General features: G+C 58.4%; 13 protein-coding genes and 2 pseudogenes. 5 read left to right on the top strand and 10 right to left on the bottom strand.

From position 1 onward, the window contains the following. Window positions 1–97: 97 nt before the first annotated feature. From RAD15_RS09895 to RAD15_RS09885, 3 genes are all read right to left on the bottom strand, one after another. Complete coding sequence (locus RAD15_RS09895) at window positions 98–1,171, bottom strand: ABC transporter ATP-binding protein (protein ID WP_458176725.1); 1,074 nt, start codon at window positions 1,169–1,171, stop codon at window positions 98–100. A gap of 65 nt (window positions 1,172–1,236) precedes the next feature. Further along, a complete protein-coding gene (locus tag RAD15_RS09890; protein WP_458176723.1) occupies window positions 1,237–3,003 on the bottom strand; it encodes an ABC transporter permease subunit in 1,767 nt (588 codons plus the stop codon). After that, on the bottom strand, window positions 2,988–4,031 hold the full coding sequence (locus RAD15_RS09885) for an ABC transporter substrate-binding protein (RefSeq protein WP_458176721.1): 1,044 nt from the start codon (window positions 4,029–4,031) through the stop codon (window positions 2,988–2,990). The genes RAD15_RS09890 and RAD15_RS09885 overlap by 16 nt, the downstream gene beginning before the upstream one ends. Before the next feature lie 1,983 nt (window positions 4,032–6,014). On the opposite strand from RAD15_RS09885, the gene RAD15_RS09880 reads away from it, so the two are divergent. Continuing rightward, window positions 6,015–7,235, top strand: coding sequence for a M24 family metallopeptidase (locus tag RAD15_RS09880; protein ID WP_458176719.1), 1,221 nt, complete (start codon window positions 6,015–6,017; stop codon window positions 7,233–7,235). 308 nt (window positions 7,236–7,543) lie between these two features. Here RAD15_RS09880 and RAD15_RS09875 read toward each other — a convergent pair whose 3' ends face one another. From RAD15_RS09875 to RAD15_RS09860, 4 genes are all read right to left on the bottom strand, one after another. Further along, window positions 7,544–9,040, bottom strand: coding sequence for a 3-hydroxyacyl-CoA dehydrogenase NAD-binding domain-containing protein (locus RAD15_RS09875; protein WP_458176717.1), 1,497 nt, complete (start codon window positions 9,038–9,040; stop codon window positions 7,544–7,546). A 13-nt stretch (window positions 9,041–9,053) separates the two neighbouring features. Next, on the bottom strand, window positions 9,054–9,950 hold the full coding sequence (locus RAD15_RS09870) for a 3-keto-5-aminohexanoate cleavage protein (RefSeq protein WP_458176798.1): 897 nt from the start codon (window positions 9,948–9,950) through the stop codon (window positions 9,054–9,056). 349 nt (window positions 9,951–10,299) lie between these two features. After that, window positions 10,300–11,880 carry a class I adenylate-forming enzyme family protein gene (locus RAD15_RS09865; RefSeq protein WP_458176715.1) on the bottom strand — a complete coding sequence of 527 codons (1,581 nt, stop codon included), beginning with the start codon at window positions 11,878–11,880 and terminating at the stop codon, window positions 10,300–10,302. Window positions 11,881–13,022: 1,142 nt separating this feature from the next. Continuing rightward, window positions 13,023–14,144, bottom strand: a complete 1,122-nt coding sequence (locus RAD15_RS09860; protein WP_458176713.1) for an IS630 family transposase — start codon at window positions 14,142–14,144, stop codon at window positions 13,023–13,025. A 42-nt stretch (window positions 14,145–14,186) separates the two neighbouring features. Between RAD15_RS09860 and RAD15_RS09855 the strand changes: the two genes are divergently transcribed. Next, on the top strand, window positions 14,187–14,444 hold the full coding sequence (locus RAD15_RS09855) for a LexA family protein (RefSeq protein ID WP_458176711.1): 258 nt from the start codon (window positions 14,187–14,189) through the stop codon (window positions 14,442–14,444). A 50-nt stretch (window positions 14,445–14,494) separates the two neighbouring features. Here the strand turns inward: RAD15_RS09855 and RAD15_RS09850 are convergent, their stop codons facing one another. Further along, complete coding sequence (locus tag RAD15_RS09850) at window positions 14,495–16,963, bottom strand: CoA transferase (protein ID WP_458176709.1); 2,469 nt, start codon at window positions 16,961–16,963, stop codon at window positions 14,495–14,497. A gap of 679 nt (window positions 16,964–17,642) precedes the next feature. Then, a pseudogene (locus RAD15_RS09845) lies at window positions 17,643–18,231 on the bottom strand (IS630 family transposase); the annotation flags it as partial. Between the two features lie 815 nt (window positions 18,232–19,046). On the opposite strand from RAD15_RS09845, the gene RAD15_RS09840 reads away from it, so the two are divergent. The 3 genes and pseudogenes from RAD15_RS09840 to modC all read left to right on the top strand — a co-directional run bounded on the left by RAD15_RS09840 (window position 19,047) and on the right by modC (window position 21,363). Next, window positions 19,047–19,535, top strand: a complete 489-nt coding sequence (locus RAD15_RS09840) for a hypothetical protein (RefSeq protein ID WP_458176707.1) — start codon at window positions 19,047–19,049, stop codon at window positions 19,533–19,535. Next, the gene (locus RAD15_RS09835; protein WP_458176705.1) at window positions 19,522–20,202 is read left to right on the top strand and encodes a molybdate ABC transporter permease subunit; all 681 of its coding nucleotides are present in this window, start codon (window positions 19,522–19,524) and stop codon (window positions 20,200–20,202) included. The genes RAD15_RS09840 and RAD15_RS09835 overlap by 14 nt, the downstream gene beginning before the upstream one ends. After that, window positions 20,199–21,363, top strand: a pseudogene (gene modC / locus RAD15_RS09830) (molybdenum ABC transporter ATP-binding protein). Before RAD15_RS09835 ends, modC begins: the two are co-directional and overlap by 4 nt. A gap of 648 nt (window positions 21,364–22,011) precedes the next feature. Here modC and RAD15_RS09825 read toward each other — a convergent pair. After that, a complete protein-coding gene (locus RAD15_RS09825; RefSeq protein WP_458176796.1) occupies window positions 22,012–22,218 on the bottom strand; it encodes a cold-shock protein in 207 nt (68 codons plus the stop codon). Window positions 22,219–23,898 lie beyond the last annotated feature (1,680 nt).

Here is a 23,898-nt window from a genome sequence, read left to right as displayed (position 1 = left end):
TGTATAGTGTTATCGCCCTGACACGCCGGTCGCATGTGGGGCGAGGTTAGTACTTTCTGATAAGCGTCACGTTAAGGCGTAAGTTGCTGCGTGCAAGCTACTCAGTCAGTATGCTCGCGTCATTTGCGGCCCACGAGGCGACACATGCATCTCCGATGCCTGGCATCGCTTTAGTGGACACGTTCAGAACCTTCGACGTCAGCTGCAAGCCAGACTCACTGCGAAACTCATAGATTGTCGCATCGCCAACGAAAGTCATATCGACGATGCTCCCGTGAATTTCAGCTGACCTCCCGGTGGCGGTTTTCTCGAGGTGCAAATGCTCGGGCCGCACACAAAGCGTAGCATCCAAATCCGCGTCGGATCGCGACCCAGCAGGCAATCTCTCACCTGCAGGACCGTGAACGACGCCGGACCTGAGCTGGACGGGTATGAGATTAACCTCTCCGACGAAACCGGCCACAAACAGATCGGCTGGCCTGCGATAGATCTCTTGTGGCGCAGAGACCTGTCGGATCCGGCCCTCGTGCATCACCGCTACTCGATCGGACATAGCTAGCGCCTCATCCTGATCGTGCGTGACATAGATCATAGTCTTGCCGACCTCTTTGTGCAGGATTTTGATCTCATTCCTGAGATGCTGCCGCAACTTCCTGTCGAGCGCGCCTAAGGGCTCGTCGAGAAGCAACACGGGTGGCTCGAAGACCAGGGCTCGGGCTATCGCCACTCGCTGCTGCTGACCGCCGGACATTTGGTGTGGGTAGCGTGAAGCCAATGCACTCAGGTGTACCTGATCAAGCACGCGACGTACCCGCGCTTCGATCTCTGGTTTCGCCAAGCGCCGCATCCGAAGCGGATAGGCTACGTTCTCCGCAACGGTCATGTGCGGGAAGAGAGCATAGTTCTGAAATATTACACCGAGTTCGCGACGATGAGGCGGTAGGCGCGTGATGTCTCTCTCATCCAACAGCACTTGACCGCTATCCGGCATCTCGAAACCAGCGATCATCATCAGAGTCGTTGTCTTTCCCGACCCGCTCGGACCGAGCAACGAGATGAATTCTCCGGGCGCAACCGAAAGACTGACATCATTAACAGCTGTTGCGCGACCGTATTGCTTATGGAGCTTATGCAACACGATTCCTCCGGTTTGCATATCAGCGCTGCTCAACCCGGCTCTCATCAACATTTCGGCTCCCTAGTAAATATTAACATGTGCTTGCTGTGTCCGAACCGTCAGGCGTCTCTTCTGCGCCGGAGCAAGGCACCGGTAACAATTACGGTTGCCGCCAATAGCACCTGCAGCGTGGCTACCGCCAAAATGGTGGGCTCAATGCCCTGCGTAATGCTCTGCCACATAAGGATGGGCAAGGTCGTGATGACTCCGATGCCAAGGAACAGCACGTACACGACATCGTCGAACGAGTGCAGAAAAGCGAAGAATGCCGCGGCGATCAAGGCCGGCATAAGCAGCGGAACGATGACGGTGCGGAAGGTGGCCGCAGGCCCTGCCCCAAGGCTGCGAGCCGCCCGCTCGGACGCGGGGTTGAGGTCGCGAATATTCGCGACCAAAAGGATCACCACGTACGGGATGGAGTAAACTGCCTCACCAAGTGCCAATCCGAATTCGGTGCCCTGAAGTCCTACCCGCACGAGCAGGAAATAGGTCGCGACCGCCACAACGATACTCGGCAATATGATTGGCGAAAGCACGAGCGCAATCATCGCGCCGCGACCGGGTATACGACCGCGGACGAGACCAAAGGCGAGCGTGGCTCCGACGACGGTTGCCATAACTGTGGCCATCAACGCAATGCGAATGCTCGTAAGTGTAGCGTTCATCCAATCGGGATCAGAGATATATGCGCGGTAATTGCGGAGCGAGTATCCTGGCGCAGGGAACTCGAAGTAGGGCGACGAGCTGAACGACAGATAGACCACAATCACTAAGGGTAACAGAAGAAGCACGCCCAACAGGCTCGCAACAGTTGATACGCCATAGCTCCGCATTGATGGCAGCCGGCGATCGAGCACGTTGGCTGCCGTGCCCACGTACATCAGCCAGTGCCATTTTATTCGGCGGTTGACCACTGCATCCGGAGCACTCTTGTCATCGGACAACCCCAGGAGCTGAGCGATAGGGTAGAAGCGCGAGCCGATCCACAGAATTGCCAGCACCCCTGCCAGGAGCACGATAGATAGCGCAGCTCCATAGCTCCAGTTGAGTTGGTCCACCACCTCCGTGTAGATTTGCATTGTGATGGTGAAATCAGACAAGCTACCAAGCAATGCCGGCGTGACATAGAAACCAAGGCAATTGACAAAGACGAGCAGCACTGCTGCGCTAACACCCGGCAGGCTCAGCGGCATGAAAATCGTCAGGAAGGCCGCAAGCGGGCTCGCGCCGCTCGCCCATGCGGCACGCAACAGTCTCTGATCAATGTTCGACATGACAGTATACATGGGAAGCATCATGAGCGGCACGACGATTTGCGTCATACCGATGATCACGCTAGCGCGGTTATAGAGCATCGAGACTGGTTGCGAGACTACGCCCAGCTTGAGCAGGATGTCATTAACGATGCCTCCGCGCCCGAGGAGAATGATCCACGCAAAGGTCCGAACCAGTACGCTGGTGAAATACGGCAATACAACCGCGCTGAGAAGGAATGTACGCAGGGCCGATCCACTCGTGACCAACGAGTAAGCGATCGGGTAACTAAGCACCAAAGCCAACCCTGTGACTGAAACGCTTATCTCCAAGGTTGTTCGCAGCACGGCCACATAGGCGGGATCCGTGCTGATGCGCAGATAATTCGCCAAAGTCCCCTTTGGCATCCCAAGCGACAGCATCAGGAGTTCTGCGAGCGGCACCACAAAGAGCGCTGATAGAAAGATGCCCCCTGGCAGCAGGAGCCAAGCCCACGGCGTGGGCCCGACCGAAAGTGAAACCGAGCCCTCCGATCTTAGGTCGCGTTTCGGCAAGGTCACTGTACCCGCCATGCCAGCCACCGTTCCCCGATGTGCTCGAGATTCGTCTTGCCATCCGGGCGCTGGGAGGCGAGCCAAGCCGAATCCTCAAGCACCACCTTCGAGGCATTCTCTGGACCATTGCTTAGCAGCGGAACCAGATCAGATGGCAAATATTTGAGCTGATTTGTATTTGGGCCCGGATACCCCGTTCCGATGGTAAAGTTCGCAGCAATTGCGGCTCGATTTACGAAAGCAATCAGCTTTTGCGCGTTTTCGCTGTTTGCTCCCCCCTTCAGCACCGTCCAATACGTGTAGCTCACGTATGCACCATCCCAAGCCATCTGAATGGGTGCACCTTGACGGATTCCGGCGATGGCACGCCCGTCGTAACAGCTTGTCATTACGACCTCCCGGTTGATGAGCAACTGCGTTGGCTCACCCGCCCCCGTCCACCATTTCGTTACGTGTGGTTTAATTTGGTCGAGCTTCTCTAGCGCCCTGTCGATCTTGTGATCTGTCAGGGGCCAGATGTCTGCTTTCGCCACCCCATCGGCTTCCAAGGCCAACACGATATTGTTTTTTGCGTTCGCGGGCAGCTGCGTTAGTGCGCGGGGACCGGGAAAGACTTTGACGTTCCAGAAATCCTCCCAGTTTTTTGGACCATTACCATCGCCAAATACCCGCTTATCGTAGGTGATCAAGTTGGCCGATGCGATAGCCAAGACCCCCTCCTTGAGACGGACCGATTTGGGTGTACCCTCTACGGACTCGGTGTCCCAAAGGTTGTAGTCAATAGGCAGGAACATACCAGCAGCATGCATCGGCGGAAAGATGCACGCTCGTACGAGCGCACTATCCCAATCAACACGTCCGGCCTGATTCATCGCCTTGACCTGAGGCTCGGCAAGATCGCCGATCACATCGATCACCCTAATCCCGGTTGCTTCGGTAAATGGCTCGAAGACGTATTTGCGCACGCTCTGGGTGAACGCGCCTCCCGTCGAAAACACGATTACCTGACCACCCCTACTGGCAAGCTTCCGCTGCGCGAACGCCATCGTGACTCGCGCGACTCCAGGAATAGTCATACCTGCAGCGGCAGCCCGCAAAACATTCCGGCGGCTAAACTCGGATTGCTTATGTCTGTCGTCGACTGATTGGTCCATAGCTTCCTTCGTCTCTTTTCGAGACCGCTCTCGCTGCGAACCGCGTTGGCAGCTAAACGTGAGATGGCAGTACTCGGTCCGAGTGGATCCGAATGGTTGGGAAAGGGTGCGCGTGCATATCCTCGCGATCAAGGTCTCGCGGCCGAACACGGAGCTCGATCAATTCTATTGATCTGCTTGCCTTAGCGCCCGCCCTCGCTCGCACCGAAGCGGAACTGCTCCGACCGCGAGAACGGCTGCGATACATTTCCATGTTGGTCACCGGCTTTTTGGCAAGCAGCTTATCGTCGGTGCACATGCACGTCTGTTCGATACCAGACGCCGCTGCGGGTCTTGTGGAGCGATCGGCAAAGAACTCCGGGGGAGGAGATCACTTCCATCCTCGCGTCGATCACTTTGCAAAGCTGCCCGAAGAGTCATTGTTCACAACACCGCTCATTTCGATTGCCCAATAGAGCCTCCCTCGGCCTTTGTTCGATCCGGGCGCTCTGGAGAGCGGTCTCCGAATAAGCTCCGGAGCGAGCTTCATCACCATCTCCATACTGCGGCTCGCATTGTCTCTTAAGAGGCAGCTCGCTCTCGCCCTAAGCCAAATTAAATCATGGACCACCCCGTTGGGCAGCTACCAAATCAAATAGGCTCAAGCAACCAAGGGCATCGTTGTAGCACGCCCCCCTAACAGCCGCTAAGTGCGTCGACACGGAGTTGAGCTTGCACCCATACTTTTATTTACCTCGTGATTGCATTGCCCGGTTCAGTGGCAAGAATCACGGGAGCCGCCGCGGAACGTCCGGCATAGCGAAGACCGGATAGCTGCGCACGGCAGCGAGATCATGCTAACTGTGGTGAAGTGAAATTACCCCTCTTGATATCGTGGCCGCTGAAGACGATGTCCGCAGGAGGCGGTCGAGGCGCACCTTCGATGATGAGAAGCAGTACCGATCGGGCAACTCAGTCGCAAGAACCAGACTATGGTAGTGTCCATGCGCTTCTCCGCCTCGAAGCCACGATGGGATTCACCTTCCTGTCTGAGATTAATCGTTGCATTCGAGATTGCCTCACCTCGCACGATCAGCCGCATCAGTCCTATCGCAGAGCAACACCTTGCAAAGACGAGCCGACGTGATCCCTGGCGGCTGCGATAGGATCATTATTCCACAGCGAATTCGGTGTAGTAGATAGCAGAACTCTGCGCAGCCTCGTCGCTTGCGCTGGCAACACCAACGCCGCACATCCACACGCGAGCCGGGTCCAGCTTGCCTAGCTTGTTGGATGTTCGAAATGGCTAGCTACGCGCTCGCGATACCCCTGCGCTACCGCGGCGGCTGGCCACATTTGATGAATTACACCTTGCAAACTTGTTCGCCAGAAACGATAGAGCGCGGAGATTCGTCAATGACGCTTTCTTTGCGTAGCCCGCAATGCTCTTAGAGCGGCTGCGGCGACCACGCAATTTGACTCACCTGGCAAATCGAAATCATAACAATCCGGTAGATGCAGGCGAAAGCGATATGTGGACACTCGCAACTGTCTAGAGAAGCCATAGGCGTGTAAATCCAGCAAAGAGGACATCAGGATACGGGAATCACGCATCAACGTCACTTCGTATTCTAACTGTGGGGGAAACCAGTTGGCTCCACGATGCGCGAAGCTGGTTTTGTTCCTGGAAAGTCAAACGAACCGATGGACTGACATTTATTTCGGGAGACTCCACTAAGCGCTCGCGCAGATGACGTTCCAGCTGCTTGACCGTGCAGTTGAAGTCCGATGTTGAACAGAAGCTTGGCGCGAGATCCATGGCTTTGCCTCGCTTCAGACTTCGTCTGATGAAATGCTGGCTTCAGCCCAGAGACGTGTTGTGGGTAGACGAATAAGATGATCGATCAGGAAGCTAAGGGAAATGGTGTTATGAGCCATACTGGAGACGGAATATTGTTCGAAAAGGAGGAATTTTCTCATCGCATGGACATGGTCAAAAAGGAAATGGAACGGCGCGAGATGGATACGCTGCTGATCAGCGATCCATCAAATATCTACTATCTTACAGGCTATGAGGCCCATTCCTTTTACGTATTCCAAATGATGGTTGTTCATCGCGATCTTAGTGAATCCATCTGGATAGGCCGCTTCATGGACGCGGTGTCGGTCCGGCGGATGACGTATTTATCAGACAACGCCATTCGTCCCTATACCGACGAATATGTGCAATCTACAGAGCGCGATCCCGTCGATTTCCTCATTGCACAACTTAGAGACCTTTGCCCAACGCTCGAGGCCATCGGCGTCGAGACAGGGTCTTTTTATTATGCGGCACGCACGCACGCGAAACTGGTCTCATCTCTGCCAAATGTGCGCTTTCTTGACGCCGAATTGCTCATCAACTGGATCCGTATCCGCAAGAGCCCAGCCGAAGTCTCGATGATGCGGGAAGCAGGGAAGATCTCAAATGCGGTGATCACGGACGCGATCGAGGCTGCGAGGCCTGGCATGCGCGAATGTGACCTGGTGGCGGTAATTTATCAGCGTATGATAGCTGGCACTCCGGAATACGGCGGTGTGTATCCGTCGAGCGCGCCTTATGTGCTCACGGGTTCGCGATCGGGCGAGCCACATGCACCATGGTCGGACCGCATTATCGGCACGGACGTTCCAGTTAACGTGGAGACGTCTGCCTGCCGTCGTCGCTACCATGCGCCGATAGGCCGGACGATCTTTCTCGGCTCGCCACCGGCGTCTTATATCCGGCTGTCCGACGCGGTTGTCGAAGGAATCGAGGCAGCGCTAGCGAAAGTGAAGCCAGGAGTTAGTTGCGCCGATATCGAGCGTACCTGGCAGGAGGTGATTGCGACGCACGGATTTCACAAGGAAGCCAGGCTTGGATATTCAATAGGCATCGGTTTCCCGCCGACTTGGGGCGAGCGCACCGCTAGTCTTCGCCGCAGTGATCCGACTGTTCTTGAGCCCGGCATGGCGTTTCACATGATGCCCGGACTATGGTCCTACGATATTGGTGTCACAATTACGCAGTCCTTCATCGTGACTGAAACCGGGCGGGAAGACTTGACAACATTCCCCAGGCAACTGGTTTTAAAATGAGGCTGGCCTACTCAGTTGGACCCGCCGCTCAAGAACGGGTCGCGACCAGTCCGTGTACACCACACCCCGGTCGGCGTGATTTTGAGCAGGGGCTCGGATTTCGATCCGAGGCACTGGGTGCCCGTGTCCGGGCCGCTCGACCTGGTCGAAGCGTGCGGCGCACCAACAGCCGAGATGTCGAAATCTGACGATCACAGCAAAAACGCTTGCCTCGTCGAGCAGCTGATGCATATCGACGAAAGGGCCCGATACGCCGTAGCGAGACTGTGAGGGTAGTCCTCACGTGCGAGGTGAGTTAGACTAGTGCATCAGCGGATCCCGATAATTGCGCCGGCGCGCTCCGGATAGGGCAGCTCCGAATGCAGCCGTGCTAGCTCCAGTAAGCGGTCGCGCACGTTGCCCTGCACGGGTCCGCTGCGTCCAGTGCCGACCCTCACGAAAGTCATCATCTCTTCGCTCGTAGCCGCCAAGCTGCCGTCACCTTCGCGCGTGAGCACGTGGAAAAGATGAATGCGTTTTTCGTCGGCACTGAGAACCTGCGTGAGCACCTGGACGCGATCGCCGGTGTACAGGGTCATGAAATGGGACAGGTGCGCCTCGAGGGGGCAGTAACTGCCGATGTTTGAGCGGTACACGTTGTCGATACCAATGTACCGGAACAGAGCTTCGGTAGCGTTGTGAAAGAGCTGGAGGTAGTGGCTCTGGGTGATTTGACCGTTGTGGTCGAGCCAGTCAGACGGGATCTGCAGCATCGGCGTTCGCAGTGGACCGGAATCGCTGGCGATTTGAGGGGGGCGATCTCGTAGCTTCCGTTCCCAGCGCGCGAGTGCCTCGCCCGCCCCAGAGTTCTCCGAGCGCAGCCCTCGCAAAATAGCGACGAGGCCGTCGTCGCGCTTCTGCTCGAGTTCCGTGATGGACGAGTTCTCGGTCCCAGCCTGCGCACGTGCCTGCTCGGCCAGCTTGTCCAGAAACGTGTCCGTAAGTTCGGGCACATTAGTGAACTTCGACCATGGCTTCTTCAGCGAAGCTCCGAACCGCTTCATGGTCTGGCGCATGTCGGTGACGCCGCTGCCGACACGGTATGCCAGGAAGGGCCCCATGATCGGCCGGCGGAGCCCGAAAGAGTAGCGGACAGCGTCGTCGACCTCCTGCACAGTAGCCAGATCGTCGTGCACCAGCCACAGCGCCTCGCGCCACGCCGCCTCCTGTATCCGGTTCGCTATGAACGCATCAACCTCTTTGCGCACAACGAGCGGATACATTCCGACCGATCGGTAGAAGTCCTCCGCTCTCGTTAACGCCTCCGGCGTAGTGCGCTGTCCGGCGGACAGTTCGACGAGGGGCAGCAGGTACACGGGAGCGAACGGGTGCGCCACGAGCATGCATTCGGGGCGATCCATCTGGCCCTGCAGCACCGACGGCCGAAATCCGGAGGTGGAGGAGCAGATCAGGGTGCCCGGTTCGGCGGCCCGGCTGGCTGCCACGAGCAGCTGCTGCTTCAGTTCCAAGCGCTCCGGCACGGACTCCTGCACGAGGTCCACGCCGCGCACCGCGTCCGCGATCGACTCTACGATGGTCAGTGCCCCCTCGGCAGGCAGCGGGACCGACATGAGCCGCCGATACGCACGCCGTGCGTTGGCTAGCATCTTCTGCACCCGCTCGAGCCCACCAGACGACCGGACATACAGCCGCACGTCCACTCCATTGAGGACAAACCGTGCTGCCCACCCCCCGCCGATGACGCCGCCGCCGAGTAGCCCGACCGTGCGGGGCCGCTTCCCGGAGAAGTTCGATCTCTCAGACATGAACTTTGATCCCTCAGGTATGGACATTGAGGGCGAGCTTGTCGCGCACCTCATCCGGGCTCATCACTCGCACGCCTAGCCGATCGACAATTTCTACCGCTCGCTGCACGAGCTCGGCGTTGGCCGCCAGGCGCCCGCGGGAGAGGTACAGGTTGTCCTCCAATCCGACCCGCACATTCGCGCCGACCAGTGGCGCCAATGCCGCATACGCAAGCTGCATTCGCCCGATCGAGAAGGTCGAGTAAACGGCACGCGGCGGGAGCTGGTGCACCAGCGCCATCAGAGTGGTCAAATCGTTCGGCGCGCCGTAACGAATCCCCATGCACAGCTGGATCAGCGGTGGATCGTCGATCAGCCTCTCTTTAATCAAATCGTGCACCAATACCAGATGACCGGTATCGAATACTTCGAGTTCAGGACGCACTCCGAGCTCTTGCACCCGTGCGGCCATCGCGCGCAGCGTCGCGGAGGTATTGACCAGGATGTACTCGCTGCGAGTGCCCCAGTTCATCGTTCCGCAATCCAGAGTGCAGATCTCTGGGCGCAACTCTTCCACATGCGCCAGGCGCTCCAGTGCGCCCGCCAAATCGGTCCCCTCCGGGTCCGGCGGCAGGGGAGCGTCCGCCCCACCCAGCACGAGGTCGCCGCCAGTCCCCGCAGTCAAGTTGATCACCGGATTCACATCCGACTTCCGAATACGCTGCACCACTTCCCGAAACAGTGCGCGATCTCGCGAGCCCCTGCGGGTCTTGGGATCACGAACGTGGATGTGCACGACCGCCGCTCCTGCCCGCGTCGCCTCGATCGCCGAGTCCGCAATCTGCTCCGGGGTCACCGGCACATGAGGGCTATGCTCAACCGAATTCCCGCCTCCTGTGACCGCACAGGTGATGAACACTTCAGAGACCATCATCGTTACCTCTTACTTTCGCTGAACGCAGTTGGCCTGTCTCAAGCCGCACCAGGCAGGCCACACTTTTTTCTAATGTTCGCGGCTTTAGGACTCCGAGGGTACACAGCCTCCACGCATTCTAGGCTCACAGGGAGGCACATCGGGAACTCGCGGCGGCAGGCCGCTGCGAGCTCCTACGGCAGTGCTCATCCCGGCAACGGTGTGCCGCTCACGGAATACCCTGCGCGGCATTCCTGACGCGAAAAACAATCCGGTCCAGCCCCAGAAGGCTATGCGCACCGGAGATTGTAAACGGCCTTCCTGTCGACTGGCGACAGCGGATCGCGAACTGATGTAACAGTCGGTTTCAGCGCCAGCGCTTCTCCTCAGTGTCGTAGGTCCCGGCAAGCGGATCACTTACCGCCATCAGCTCCCGTTTAAACACTTTATTGCTGGTGGTCGCTCTAGGAAGCGCCTGAGTGAAGGCGATGTAGCGCGGCACCTTGAATACTGCAAGGTTCGCACGAGCGTGTTTGAGGATGCGCTCGACGGCCAAATTGTCTGGCGTGACGCCTTCTCTCAATTCGACGCAAATCTTGACCTCCTCGCCGCGCCTTACATCCTGAACGGGCACGGCGGCCACATCCGCAATCTCAGGAATTTCGCGAATAACCGCCTCCACCTCGCGTGCAGCGATGTTCTCACTCGAGCGGCGGATCATATCCTTCGTGCGCCCCACCAGCCAGTGAAAGCCGTATTCATCGCGACGCATCAGATCACCGGTGTTGAACCATCCGCCTTCAAACAAGGAGGCATTTGCTTCCGGCTTGTTCCAATAGCCCTTGAAGATCCCCCGCCCCCTCACCCACAGTTCACCGACGTCGCCGACCGGCGTGGGGCCGCCATCCTCGTTCGTCAGCCGCAGCGCCCGAAACGGTGCGCGAATGCCAACTGAACCTGAATCGGCCAGCTCGTCGAGCTGGTTCGTCATTCGTGTGCCGAAGCCGATTTCCGTCATGCCGTATGCTTCCTCGGTGCGCACCTGAAATCGCTCTCGGAATTGGCGTACAGTATCTGGACTCCAGCCCCAATTCAGAATCTGCTTCAGATATGTCGCGCCATCTTCGTCGGCGGCCTCGGCCTGGCGTGCAATCAGCTCGGTGGGCTGGCACCAATCGATGCGGTGCTGCTTGACCCAACCGAAGAAGCGCGTCGAGCTGAGTTGGGGCGCAAGGTAGAGCGTACCCCCCTGTCGATACGCCTTCAGTAGATGCGCTGGCGGATCGACATAAAAGAAGGGCTGCGCAGACAGATACCTTTGGTAGGGCCGCTCGTCCCAACACGCTCCCTGGTATGAGTACACGCCCCAGTACTCGTGCGTCAGCATGCACCCCTTCGGAAAGCCCGTTGTGCCGGAGGTATATTGAATGTTCAACAGGTCGTCGGCGCTGACATCCTCTTCGACCACACAATCGTCGATGCCCTTGAGCAATCCATCGAGTGTAGTGGCTGCGCCGTGTAGAGGCTTTCCAACGAGAATCACTCGTTCTTTCGCAAGATCGCGCGGCCAAGGCTCTATGGCCGAGAACGCTGACCACGTCGACTCGTCGACCACAGCGAACTTAGCCTGTGTATCGCTGAGAACATATTCGATCTCCCTCGGCGTGTAGCGCAAATTGATCGGCGCCATCACCGCACCGAGTTTCGCAATCGCGAACCAAAGAATCGGGAATTCGATGCGATTAGGCAGCATCACGCCTATTCGATCGCCCTTGCGCACGCCGAACGCACGCAGCGCATGCGCGTATTTGTTAGACGATCTATCCATCTCGAAGTAGCTTGCGCGCTCGTCGCGGTCAAATATGTCGATTGCGGTAATCGACCCTTGCGTTCTCGCCCGCCTCGAAACCAGCTCTCCGACCGTGATGCTCTCATACGCAGATTCCATCTCCTCAATCCTCCGCAAGATACTTGCGACGCGCTCTCGCAGCTGGGTTTCTGTCAACTTTGCAGGAACTATCATTTCGAGCCTCGGGTTCACTGGATAAGTCTCCAACAAGCCTACTCTTCGACTTGGCTGCTCGCTGGGCCGCCGATCGCCAGAACCAGCGCCCGGCATTGCGGATTTTTCAATACGTCCGGCATGCGTACGCGGAGAGAGGATCGTAATCAGGCCGGAACCTCACGGGAGGCTGAGAGGAGGCAAGACGCAACTCCCCAGTCGCATTGATGTCGACCGGCGGAGATGGCGCAGGAGCATGCGGTGAACATCTTGTGACGCGGTCAAACCGCGCGCAATCGGGCGATCTGGTAGATAGGTGGATGACTTTTTGGTGGCGACATTCACTATGTACTTGAATGCCGAGTGAGATTTGAAACCGATTGACTAGGCTTGCCATTGATACGCCCTATGTAATCGTGACGAGTTGCGCCACCGCCGATGGGGCCACGCTGTAATTGATGATACGTCTTCAAAGAGTACGAGCTACTATCAACTCTGGTGGGGAATATTGTCTTGGCTGTCCGAAGTTGTGTTTGCATACATCAGTCTCCAGCGATGTAGGAGCGACAGCGGGTTCGATCGGAACCGCGGCTTGCGATGCATGATGTCGCCGGAAGACGAAGACGCGGAACGCCCTCTCGGGAGTTCAAGCTGAGAGAAGGCGCAACGATCGACGGCCTTGTTCGCCCGCGAGGGGCGCAAGATTGTCGAATATCGTGCCGCTTCGAAATGAAAGAGCGCACGCCGACTACTGGCTATCAGAGTCAACTGGTATTCTCTCTGGCATGACAATGGGGCTTGTCGGTCCCCGCCTATTAGATCAGGAGTACGCGAGCATGTCCGCGCGCGCCGCCTTAAATTCGCTAAGGAGAGAGGAGACACTAAGCCGAAAGGCCCCGGATCAGCGAGTCGCTCCACAATCCGCTACGTGAGTCCCTTAAACATAATCGCCTCGAACCACTGCCCCACTGAGAAGGCCGGCAGAAGCGGCGCCGCGTGAGCCATCGGGCAGCTCGCTCCTCGGATCGGGCTTCAATCCGCGAAACCCAGGAGCGGCGGCAACTTGGACTAGTACCTCTGCACAGAGATTATGACTCTTTGGAAGTGTTAGGGTAGGCACGGCCCAATTTGGCGCGGGCCTTTTCCGTCGTGAACATCCATTTGATGCGTGAGCGTGCAGCATTTTTCTGCCGCTCCCAAGCGGTGATTTCGCGGCGCAGTCGCTTGGGATCGTCGATCCTGCGATCGAGGCACTGTCCCCGCAAGACGCCGATCTCGATCTCAACCATGTTGAGCCAGCTTGCATGCTTGGGGGTGTAGTGGAACTCAATCCGCCGCAAGATCCGCCTGGCTTCCGCGGGCGGGAAGGTCTGATACAGGGCACCGGCGGAGTGGGTTGATAAATTATCCTGGACGATCCGGATGGTCTCGGCATCGGGATAATGGATGTCGACGAGGTCGCGGATGCATCGGGCATAGTCTTCCGCTGTTCGCCGCTCAGTGAGCTTGACCTTGCGCCAGGGCCGATGCACGTCGAGGAGAACGAAGAGATTGACTGTCCCATTGCGACGATACTCGTAGTCGTAACGTTCGAGCCGGCCCGGCTTGGCCGGGATTGGCTGACGGACCTCGCCGATCAACTGCACCGGACTTTCGTCGAGGCACACGACCGGCCGCTTGGGATCGGGCGCCTCAGCATAGAGGTCGAGCACGTCCTCCATGCGGGCGACGTATTCGCCATCGACCTGCGGAATGCACCACATGTCTTTGCGCCAGGGTTTGAGGTCATTTTCCGCCAGACGCCGCCGAACCGTCTCGTGCGACAGGCTGTTGTGGTCCGTGAGCTTGATGATCGCACCTGCCAACAGCTTGAGCGTCCAGCGGGCACGGCCTTTTGGAGGGCTGGCACAGGCGGTCGCCACCAGCAGGGCTTCTTCCTTGCCCGTGAGTTTGCGCTCTGCTCCGGGACGCGGCTCTTCGCTCAACGCCCGCTCCAGATTGCCTTCCACAAAGCGCCGCTTGGTCCGGTACACGGTCGAGCCGCTTACGCCAACGCTCCTGGCAATGTCCTCGTCGCTGGCCCCGGCATCGGCAGCCAGCAAAATCAGTGCGCGCTTGAGCTTGCGGGACGCATGCTTGCCGCCGCTGAGCAGCGTCTTGAGTTCGGTGCGCTCGACTTGGCTGAGTTCTACCCGATAGCGTACATTCATGCCTGCCTCCTTGATCGAGGCACGCACGAACAACTGAATCGGATGGCCGGCGTGAGTCCTTCGGCAAAAACTTTCACGCCCAAGCAAGGGCAGTACCTTGCCTTCATCCACCTCTATACCCGGCTGCACCGCAGACCCCCGGCGGAAACCGACATGCGAGAGTATTTTCGCGTCAGCCCGCCCTCGGTTCACCAAATGGTGCTAACCCTTGAGCGAGCCGGCCTCATCAAACGGCAGCCAAACACACCTCGCAGTATCGAGGTCCTCGTTGATCCCAAAAGCCTGCCGGAGCTGATCTGATCGCTGCCAGGCGCAACCCGTCAAAATCACTGTGCAGAGCCACTAGTTGGTCAGCGCAGTGACATCTTCTTTGTTTTTGCCAGCTGCTGTTCGGAGAGCATCTTTGTACCGATGATCCCATCTCTCGTCAATTGTGCGATCTCGCCGTCGGACAGGCCAAGAAGGCCTGACAGGATCTCTCTGTTGTGCTGCCCGAGCGTCGGCGCCACTGTGCGGATCACATAGGGTCCTACCCTTTCGCGAATTGGCATCGAGGGCTGTGGGTGCAAACCGATGAAAGCACGTTCGACCTCCTGCAAAAATGTGCGCGACCTGAGATGCCGATCTTTGAAGAGATCGATTGGCAGCCGGGCCACGCCGGAAGCAACCTTTACGGCTTGCAACTCGTTCATCGCCTGATCCGCATCGCGAGTGAGCGTCCAGGCTGCGATGTCCGTCTCGATGAGATGTTCAATACCCCGGCGAGCTTCCGCGGATTTGAGGGATGCATCATCCGCCCAGTCAGACCGGCCAATAAGGAGCGCAAGTCTATGCCACATGTCCTCGTTCGTCGCGGCTAACACAATCCAATTGTCGTCACCCGCACATTGGAAGCACCCATGTGGCACGAACTGCGGGTGTCGATTTCCGTATCTTGTCGGAGGCGTACCGTCGATCGAGTGGAGGGTAATCCATGGTGCCGCAAACGGCATCATGCATTCGACCTGTGCAAGGTCAATGAACTGTCCCTGGCCGGTATCGCGGGCGTGAACAAGCCCAACCAGAACTGCAGCGCAGCCGTTCAACCCGCCGACGGCATCCCCAAACGCCACGTGGCTCATCACGGGCGGGCCGTCAGCTTTTCCGATCACGCTCGGCAAGCCCGAGCCCTGCTCGAGGGTCGAGCCGTAGGCCCGGCAATCTCGATACATTCCGTCCGTACCAAACGCTGACATTGACATTACGACGAGCCGAGGGTTGAGCATTCTAAGCACGTCGTAACCAAGCCCGAGTTTCGGTAACACATCGACTGAATAGTTGCTGACGACAACATCGGCTGTCGTCACAAGGTCTTTGGCAAGAGAGACGCCTTGCGGTCGCGTCAGATCGAGTGTGATACCGCGCTTGTTGCGATTCATGATACAGAATCGCGCAGTCTTTTCGTACATCTGATCGTCGATGTAGACAGCCCGCCGGTCAACGCCGCGCCACCAGTCCGGGTATTGGACAGCCTCGACCTTTATGACGTCCGCGCCAAGGTCAGCCAGCGTGCGCGTACACAACGGGCCAGCCCAGCCCATCGAGAAGTCGACAATACGAATTCCATCTAACGGCTGCTGATCGGCGTCGCTGCAGTCGGGGGCTGCCAGCGCAGTGCGGATCAGGCGTCTCGGCTTGCTTACGAACACCTGCTGCTCGCCGGGGTTCGGAACCTTCCCTCCGCGGCGCGGCGGCGTCAATGTCAGCCGCTGAACGGGACCAACCGTGAAGGCCTTTTCTTCGCCAAATAGAATAGGCGCGATCGCGCCGCGTTGTTTCTTCTCTGGATCCTGCAACAGATTGAATATCTCGGGCACTTGTACGATCGGAATTTTGCGCTTTAGCGCTTCCGCGAACCACTCTCGCGCGGTCCGCGTTTTCAACCTGGGGATGACTTGTCGTTCGATCTGTTCCTTGTGCTGTAGACGATATTCTGTGAAGCCAAAAGCGGGATCATCATGCAACTCGGATAGGCCGAGCATGTCGCAGAATGCGCGCCATTGTGCCGGCGTCATCACCGTAACTCCGAGCTGCCCCTTTTTCGTTTCGTAAACGCCGATCGAGCCCGGCCAGAAGCGATTGATTCCAATTCGACGCATGACGTCGCCGCGTTCAAACGCTTCGGACATGAGGTACTCGCTGAGAGCGAGGCTAGATTCGAGAACACTGAGCGACCAGAATCGCCCACTCCCACCCTGCATTAGCCCAATCGCCGACGCAACCGCGGCGATGAAGCCCCAAAGGCCGGCGAGGATCCCAACCTGGAAATCCGGCGCGTGCAAGGGTGGCCCCTGGACTGGCCCAACTAGCTTGATGAGGCCCGCCAGCGCGCGAACTGTCGAATCAGTTGCGGCATATCGTGCATACGGGCCCCTGCGGCCGAACCAGCTCGCTTCAAGGTAGATCAACTCGGGGCACCGCTTACGGATTCCAGCGATATCTATCGAGGGACACTCCGCAGAATCGATGTCGCGCCCATCGACTAGAATGTCGCAATCCTCGATCAGTGCCGACAGCCGTGCGCGAGCATCCGGCTTAGTGGGGTCGATGATGATGCTTGACTTGTTGAAGTTCAGAAATGCGAACCAAGCGCTCTGGCCGCGTCGCGTTAGGGGCGCGCTGCGGCGAATTGGATCGCCTCCTGGCGGCTCTACTTTCTGAACATCGGCGCCGAAATCGGAAAACAATCGCGCGCAATAGCTGGTTGCGGCCGAGCTACCGATCTCGATCACACGCAAATGCGAGAATACTTTCGGCGACTGGTTCGATTTCTCAACCATGCTCATGCTCCGGTGGTGATTTGCCCCGACATGCGAACCCGTGGAGACCGCGCAGGCGACGCCACTGACCAGCCCGGACCTCGCGGTAGTTAACCCATGCGTGTGACGGCGCCGGGAAGTAAGCCAACTTCATCCAAATGTCTGGCCCGCCGTTGCTGTGGAACGCCATCACGCCGTGCCCTGCGTACTTAGGTGCGGACCATGCCAAGATCCGGCCTGCACCTAGTGTTCGCCGGCGAGAGCCGCCGTGCGCTCTGACGACGGTCCTGCCATCAGCATCGCGCCGCAGGCTCACGAACTTGCTCGATGCGACGCGCGGCCTGGAAATCGGCGCGGTCATTTGAAGGAAACGTGATACGTGCGGATTACCCCCGCTTGTCATTGCTGCACTTGCCCTGTCAGACCTGCGTCCCACCATCACGCGTCCCAGCATCAAGGCGAGTTACCAGTTTATCGTACACGACCAAACGGGATCGAGACACTACCAACTCTGGTGAAGGAAAGGAGGGTGAGCGTGTCAGCATTGAGTCTCGGCACAACTCTTAAGCCGTAGCGCGGTCGATAGACAGCGCGGATGGCGTTTGGTGTACGACATCTTGTGACGTTCAAAACCCCGGAACTAGTATCCTGAACCAGAAGTTCGCAACCTCGCGTCGCGTTCTGCCGGGGCATTGTATCGTCAGAAACGTTCGATGGAAGCCAGGATGTCATCTGCGGATTTGGTCCATAGGAACGTTTTGTCGTCGGCGTTGTGTCGTTCGATGAAGGAGGCGATGTCGGCGCGGCTACGCTGCGAGTCGGGGTCAGGTGCACGCGCCAACACGGCCTTTTGGCCAACCATCTCCGGATCATTTGGGTCTTGTGCGCGACGTAAATGTCCATGACGAGATGGACGTGGAGTTGGCGCGGTATCCATCCTCGATCTGGTCTAGGAACTTGCGGAGTTCGGCGGTTTGGTGGCGCCCGTAGCATTTGCCGATGACCCGTTCGGTTGCAGTATCGAGGGCAGCGAACAGCGCTGTGGTGCCATGCCTTTTGTAGTCATGGCTCCTTCGGGCCGCTTGGCCCAGACGCATCCGCAGCATCGGCTGGCTGCGGTCCAGGGCCTGGATTCGGGACTTCTCATCATACACAGAAAGATGGCGTCCTCCGGCGGTGCGACGTAGAGGCCCACCACATCGCGAACTTTGGGCCACGAAATTCGGATCGGTCGAGAGCTTGAACGTCTCCAACCGGTGCGGCTGGAGTCCGAAGGCCCGCCAGATGCGTTATACCGTCGATACGGATGACAGCGCGAAAGCCAGCTCTGGTTCTTCGCGCCGGCATTTGGAACTCACTGATCTAGGGGATCTCGTTTCGTACGGGGGTGTTGCTGAAAGTGTGCTCAATCTTCCGGAATCAGTGGAGCGCGCCCGCGCAATGGCTTTTCTTCCATGCGCATCAAAAACACCAGCGGGAGGACCTGCTCGCTTTCCGCGATCCCCCCTCTCGGCAGCCGCTGCTGCTTCGCTCGTGCACTAAGCGGTCTGTCCGAGCCAGATTCAGTAGTCCAGACTCGAGAACTATTTGGTGCGCTAAGCGCCTCGTCCTGAGGTCGCCACATCGCCGTCGTCAAGTAGACGTTCACATCGTGGCAGAGGGACGCTAGTTATCATCCTAGGCCTCCATCTTGCTGCCATCTGTGTTCGGTTGAAGCTGGCCGCTGTCGGCAATCTGACAAAGATCCACATCCATTCCGGAACCCAAGCTGGCAAATTATGTGATTCACCATCATCAAGCAGCGCGCGATCATACTCCGGAAGCGGCACGCAGATTGCTGGATGATGAGGAGGCGCGACGGCCGAAAGGGTCGTAGCTGCATGTCAGGAGTCACCGATGATGATTGGCCGTATGATCTTGATCAATTCAATTCTGGCGCTGCTTATGCTTGTTAGTACGCAAGCTGCGAACATCACTACGGCCGGCGCCGCGAACCTCTCGATGCGGGGCAACGAGATGCAGCGCGGCTCAGATCGAGGACTCGGCACAACACAATCTCTCGTTTTGGCGCAAGCGGAGTGCAGTTCGGAACAATGGACAAACCGTGTCATTTCAGCTGCTTTTTTTGGCCGACCGCAATTGCCCGAGCAGACTTAGCCACAACCGTCTCGCGTTACCTGAGCGCGGTTTCGTCCATGCGGCAGGCAGGCTCGCGCTGTGGAGATCAAGTGCTGTTGCAAATCGCGCGGAGGTGTTCGAGATGCCATTTTCGCAAACGCTCGGCGTCTGTGAAGACATGCAGCAGAAGCTCATCGAGGGCACCAGTACTATGCAAACCGATCAAACTCACCAAAACCGGCAGAGCCGAGCCAGAGTTCGTCACGCTGCCGAGGCGCACGCATTGCGGGACCGCATGGCGGCGGCTAGTGCCGCAGGAGACTTTTGGTCGCCTCGGCAGCATACCGTGCTGTCCGAGGCTGGCTCAAAGGACAAACGCGCCTTCGTCGATTTCCTAAGGACCGGAATGCCACGCAGGGATCGCGCGGCGTGGCTATGCGTGGCAAGCCTGGAGACGACGCATGGAAAACCATGAGATCTGGGTGTCGGTCAGACTGACAATCGAGCTCGCGGGCGTTACGACCATGATTCTCTTGATAGTTGGTACGCCTCTCGCCTGGTGGCTAGCGCGCTCAAAGACCATTTGGAGTGAGGCTGTGGCGACTATCGTCGTGCTGCCGCCGATACTGCCGCAACCGGTGCTTGGCTTCTATCTGCTGGCCTTTCTCGGCCCGGCCGGACCGGGCGGTCTGCTCGCATCTCTCTGGGGCGAGCACACGCTCGCCTTCACCTTTGCGGGGCTCGTTGTCGGAACGGTTTTGAGCGCACTACCACTCGTCGTCCAGCCGATCCGCAACGCCTTTCTTACAATGGGCGACCGACCGCTCGAAGCCGCGGCCACTCTGCGCGCCTCTCCGTCATATGCCTTCTTTACCGTTGCCCTGCCTTTGGCACGACCGGCTTTTCTTACCGCTGCCGTGCTTGGGTTTGCGCATACGATCGCAGCATTCGGGGTCGTACTGATAATCGGCGGCAACATTCCAGCACGTACCAAAGTACTGTCCGGCGTTCTGTTCGACTATATCAAAGCATCGCGCTGGCACGAGGCAAGCTGGGTTGCTGGGGGCATGTTGGTGTTCGCCCTTGCGGTCATCCTGATCTTGACCTCGATCGATAAATACCTCGGACGGAGGAGCACGTGAGGAAAGCCACACCGGGCCGGATCGACGTCGCGTTCAGCGAGAAGCGCGCTCGTTTCCCGCTGAATGCGCAGTTCAGCATACCGGCCAAAGGCGTGACTGGGATTTTTGGCCCGCCAGGTTGCGGCAAGACTACGGTGGCGCGCTGCATCGCAGGGCTGGAGCGGTTGTCGGCCGGTTCTTGCGTCATCGATGGCGAGGTGTGGCAGAACGAGACGACGTTCCGCGCGCCGCATCTTCGTCCGATCGGCTGTGTCTTTAAAGAGCCATGTCTCTTCTCACATTTGTCGGTCAGGCGTAACTTGCTTTACGCCGCGCCCAAACGTAAGCCGAGATCGATTGCATTTGATGAGGTGGCCGAATTGCTCGGCATAGCGCCACTGCTCGACGCTCGCCAGTTCATCTCTCCGCTGGCGAGCGGCAGCGCGTCGCCATCGGCCGTGCGCTGTTGTCCCAGCCGAGAGTTCTTCTGATGGACGAGCCGCTCGCCACCCTGGATCGCTGGGCCAAGCGTGAGATGTTGCCATGTCTTAAGCGCCTGAATGAACAATTCGCCGTGCCGATGATCTACATCAGCCACGACATGGCTGAGATCGAACATCTCGCCAATCACCTCGTGATGATGGAGCGTGTACGATCACCGCGGCCGGCCCGTTGCATATCTTGCAGAGCGATCCAGCGCTGCTCCTTGCGGGGAGCCACGAAGCCGCAGTCAGCCCTGATGCCGTGGTCGACGGCTATGACGGACGCTATGGGCTACTCATCCTCCGCCTTAAAGGTGCGCGGCTCTTAGTGCCGGCTGCGCCGCTTGCACCCGGCGTGCACCAGCGGCTGCGCATCGCGGCCAACGAGGTCAGTATCACCCGCGAAGCACCGCGCTCAAGCACCATCATCAATGTCTTCCCGGCGCGGATTAAAGCTTGTTGTCCGCTCGACGCGTCCGAGATCACTCTGGTGCTTTCGCTTGGCACCGGCGGCTCAAGTGCGGACATTTTGGCGCGCATCACGCGTTACTCGTTTGATATGCTACGGCTCAAGGACGGAATGGACGTATTCGCCCAGCTCAAGCACGTCTCGCTGGTCTCGGCGTCTCAAGCGCGATCGCAAGTCCCAGAGGCCGCCACGTCAGCAGGAGATTCCGGGCAGGCAAGCGTCGCTGCTTAAAATCAAGATCTTGATGGCGAACCTCACATGGACCGCCCCAATTTCCGTCGAGGAAATCCTCGACCGTCTGGGACATAATCTCGATTGCCTACTCGGGGCTTAGCTCAGACTCTCGCGCTATCAATGGATATCTATGTCTCCCTGATCCGCCCAATCTCCAAGAGGAGGCGCAATGCGATGGGCATTCCCGGTCGTCAAGAGCAAACTCGATCGAGTCTCATCTATAACCCTGAAGCTTTGCCTGCGACCGTCCGTAGACGTCTGTGGTCGCCTTACCTGGGGCGGTCAAGCTAACCTCCTTACGGATTACCGCTCAACGCTGCTCGTTCAAGCTGCATTTCGACTAACGCAATGCAAGCTGGATGCTGCTTCAAGGGCACACCGAAGGGAGTCGCATCACGATCACTTTCCTTGTGCGCGCGACCCCGGCGTACGCCGCATGCCGAAGGCGGTTTCTTGTCGCGTTGGTCAATCGACCAACGCGAATGGCTGCGCGGGCTGATGCTCCGGGAATTTCATATAGGAGGATGGGTCATCGAGCAGCTTCAGATGATCCAAGGGGCCTGACATACACGCCAGTTGAACTGAATGGATCGCAGCCGGGCTCTCCTCCCGATCAGCGGGTCTAACAACGGCAGAGGTCCGGCTTCAGTCAACACGAAGGTTTTCAGCCGACATCTTGCCGGAGCGGCCGGGGACGAGCTCGTAGTTCACGCGCGAGCCCTCAGCCAAAGTTGTATATCCCGCCGTTTGGACCGCCGATATATGAACGAAGACGTCAGCGCTGCCGTCCTCAGGCCTGATGAATCCGTACCCCTTTTCAGGATTGAACCACTTCACAAAGCCTATCGCCACTTTCACAATCTCCAACTGTGCTCAGACTCGAGCTTCCATGCGCGCAGACGGCCGCTCCCTTGACCGGCGGGGGCTTAGCGTCAAGCGCCCTACCAGGTCTCCTGCTTCGTCTCGTCTGTTGCAAGCTTTGAGCCAGACGTGTGACTTCCGCTGGTCGCGCCCCGACAACCAGACCGGAGGACAGGCGGGCCAACCCGTATTCCGTATGGGCAAGGCCGTTCTGCAATGAAGGCACACCCGGATTGAGCATTGTAGCTGCTCCGAGGCGCCCGAACACCGACACGGCAACTATCGAGCACTGAGCCACATCTGGACGCCGTCGCCCGCCCAATACGCATTACGGGCACGGCGCGCTGTCGGATCTCATCGGCTCTGCTGCGCCTGCGAACCGAGAGTCGCGAACATATCAGACTGGTCACGCACGCGCCTCGACCCGGGGATTTCGTCGTCGAACCGGAAATGCGAGGGCTCACAACTCATATAGATTTATGTTGCGCGGAGATCGCTTCAGGTCGCCCGAGGGTTCTAGAAGACACAATGACGAGCGCGGCAATTCATGGGTTCGCAAGATCTGGACCGTTCTCAAGAAAAAGGTCAGCTGGTGGACTCGCGGGATTCCGGCGGCTAGTCACCAGGTCATCCCTCTTAAAGGTACGCCGGTGAGCACGGCGACGAGAACAGCAGCGCCATAGTCGTTGGGGTCATAGCGGTTCTCGCGTCGAACCTCGCTTCCCCAACAGTGCTCCAGAATCGCCGGCGCGAGCGCCGGTATCCATCGAGCGTTGTCAGCCGCCCCGCAGCGGCAGGTTCAACTCCATTGCGGCCAAGTCCTTGTGCGACTCCGAACATGGCGAGTAGCGGGTCGGCCACATCGTTGATAGCCGAACGATAGCCAATGTGATTTCAGCTTCGATCGGCTGCACTGCGCGTCCGCTGCCGTTCGTTCGCGGTGGAACTCGCGAACTATCGCGTGGCGACAAGGGGGACCCACATCAACCGGGCTGTCGTCGATCGCTTCTCCCCTGAAGAACTTGTCGCGTCTCAAAAGGAACCGCGTCCACGGGAGGTAAATACGTCGTTCACTGTCGTTCTCTGGCAGTGTGCATCGCACGGGCAAACAACCTGCCGGCAGATCAAGCGCCTGTTGCCCATAGCGTCAATCGCCAGCGCCGGGGGGCGCCGGAGCGTGCCTGTGTAGCCGCGGCTGCTCACTAGCGTTCCATGAGGAGCGCATGGGCGCGAGCCTTAGAAGGCGGCAATGATTGGGGCGGCTTCGGCGCTCCTTTAGGTTCCGACATGGCTGTCATCACCGACAGTGACCCTCATGTGATCGATGGCGCTTTGGATGTCGTCGCTAGCTTCGCGCCGGGAATGCGCTGCATCGTTCTCCTGCCAGTCCCGGTCTCGGTCAAGGAGGGCGACCTGCCTTCGAGCGTACTCTCTTCTTTGCCGAGAGTCTGACTTCGCACCTGGACCGATTCGAGTGACCGAATTAGTTCGCGGACCCTTTCCTTCCTGGCCTTGATCATCTGGTTCTCCTGATTCCTATAGCGCTCACTGCGCGACATCGGGTTTGCGCTCGGATATGGGCAGGTTCATTTCGGATCCTGCCCAAGGGCATCGCGCAGCGAGAATGATGCATGAGGTACAATGCGCCGTCGTCCCAGTACACTCGATGTG

The sequence above is a fragment of the Bradyrhizobium sp. 14AA genome, assembly GCF_054185205.1.
This window is presented reverse-complemented; position numbering and strand designations above follow the sequence as displayed.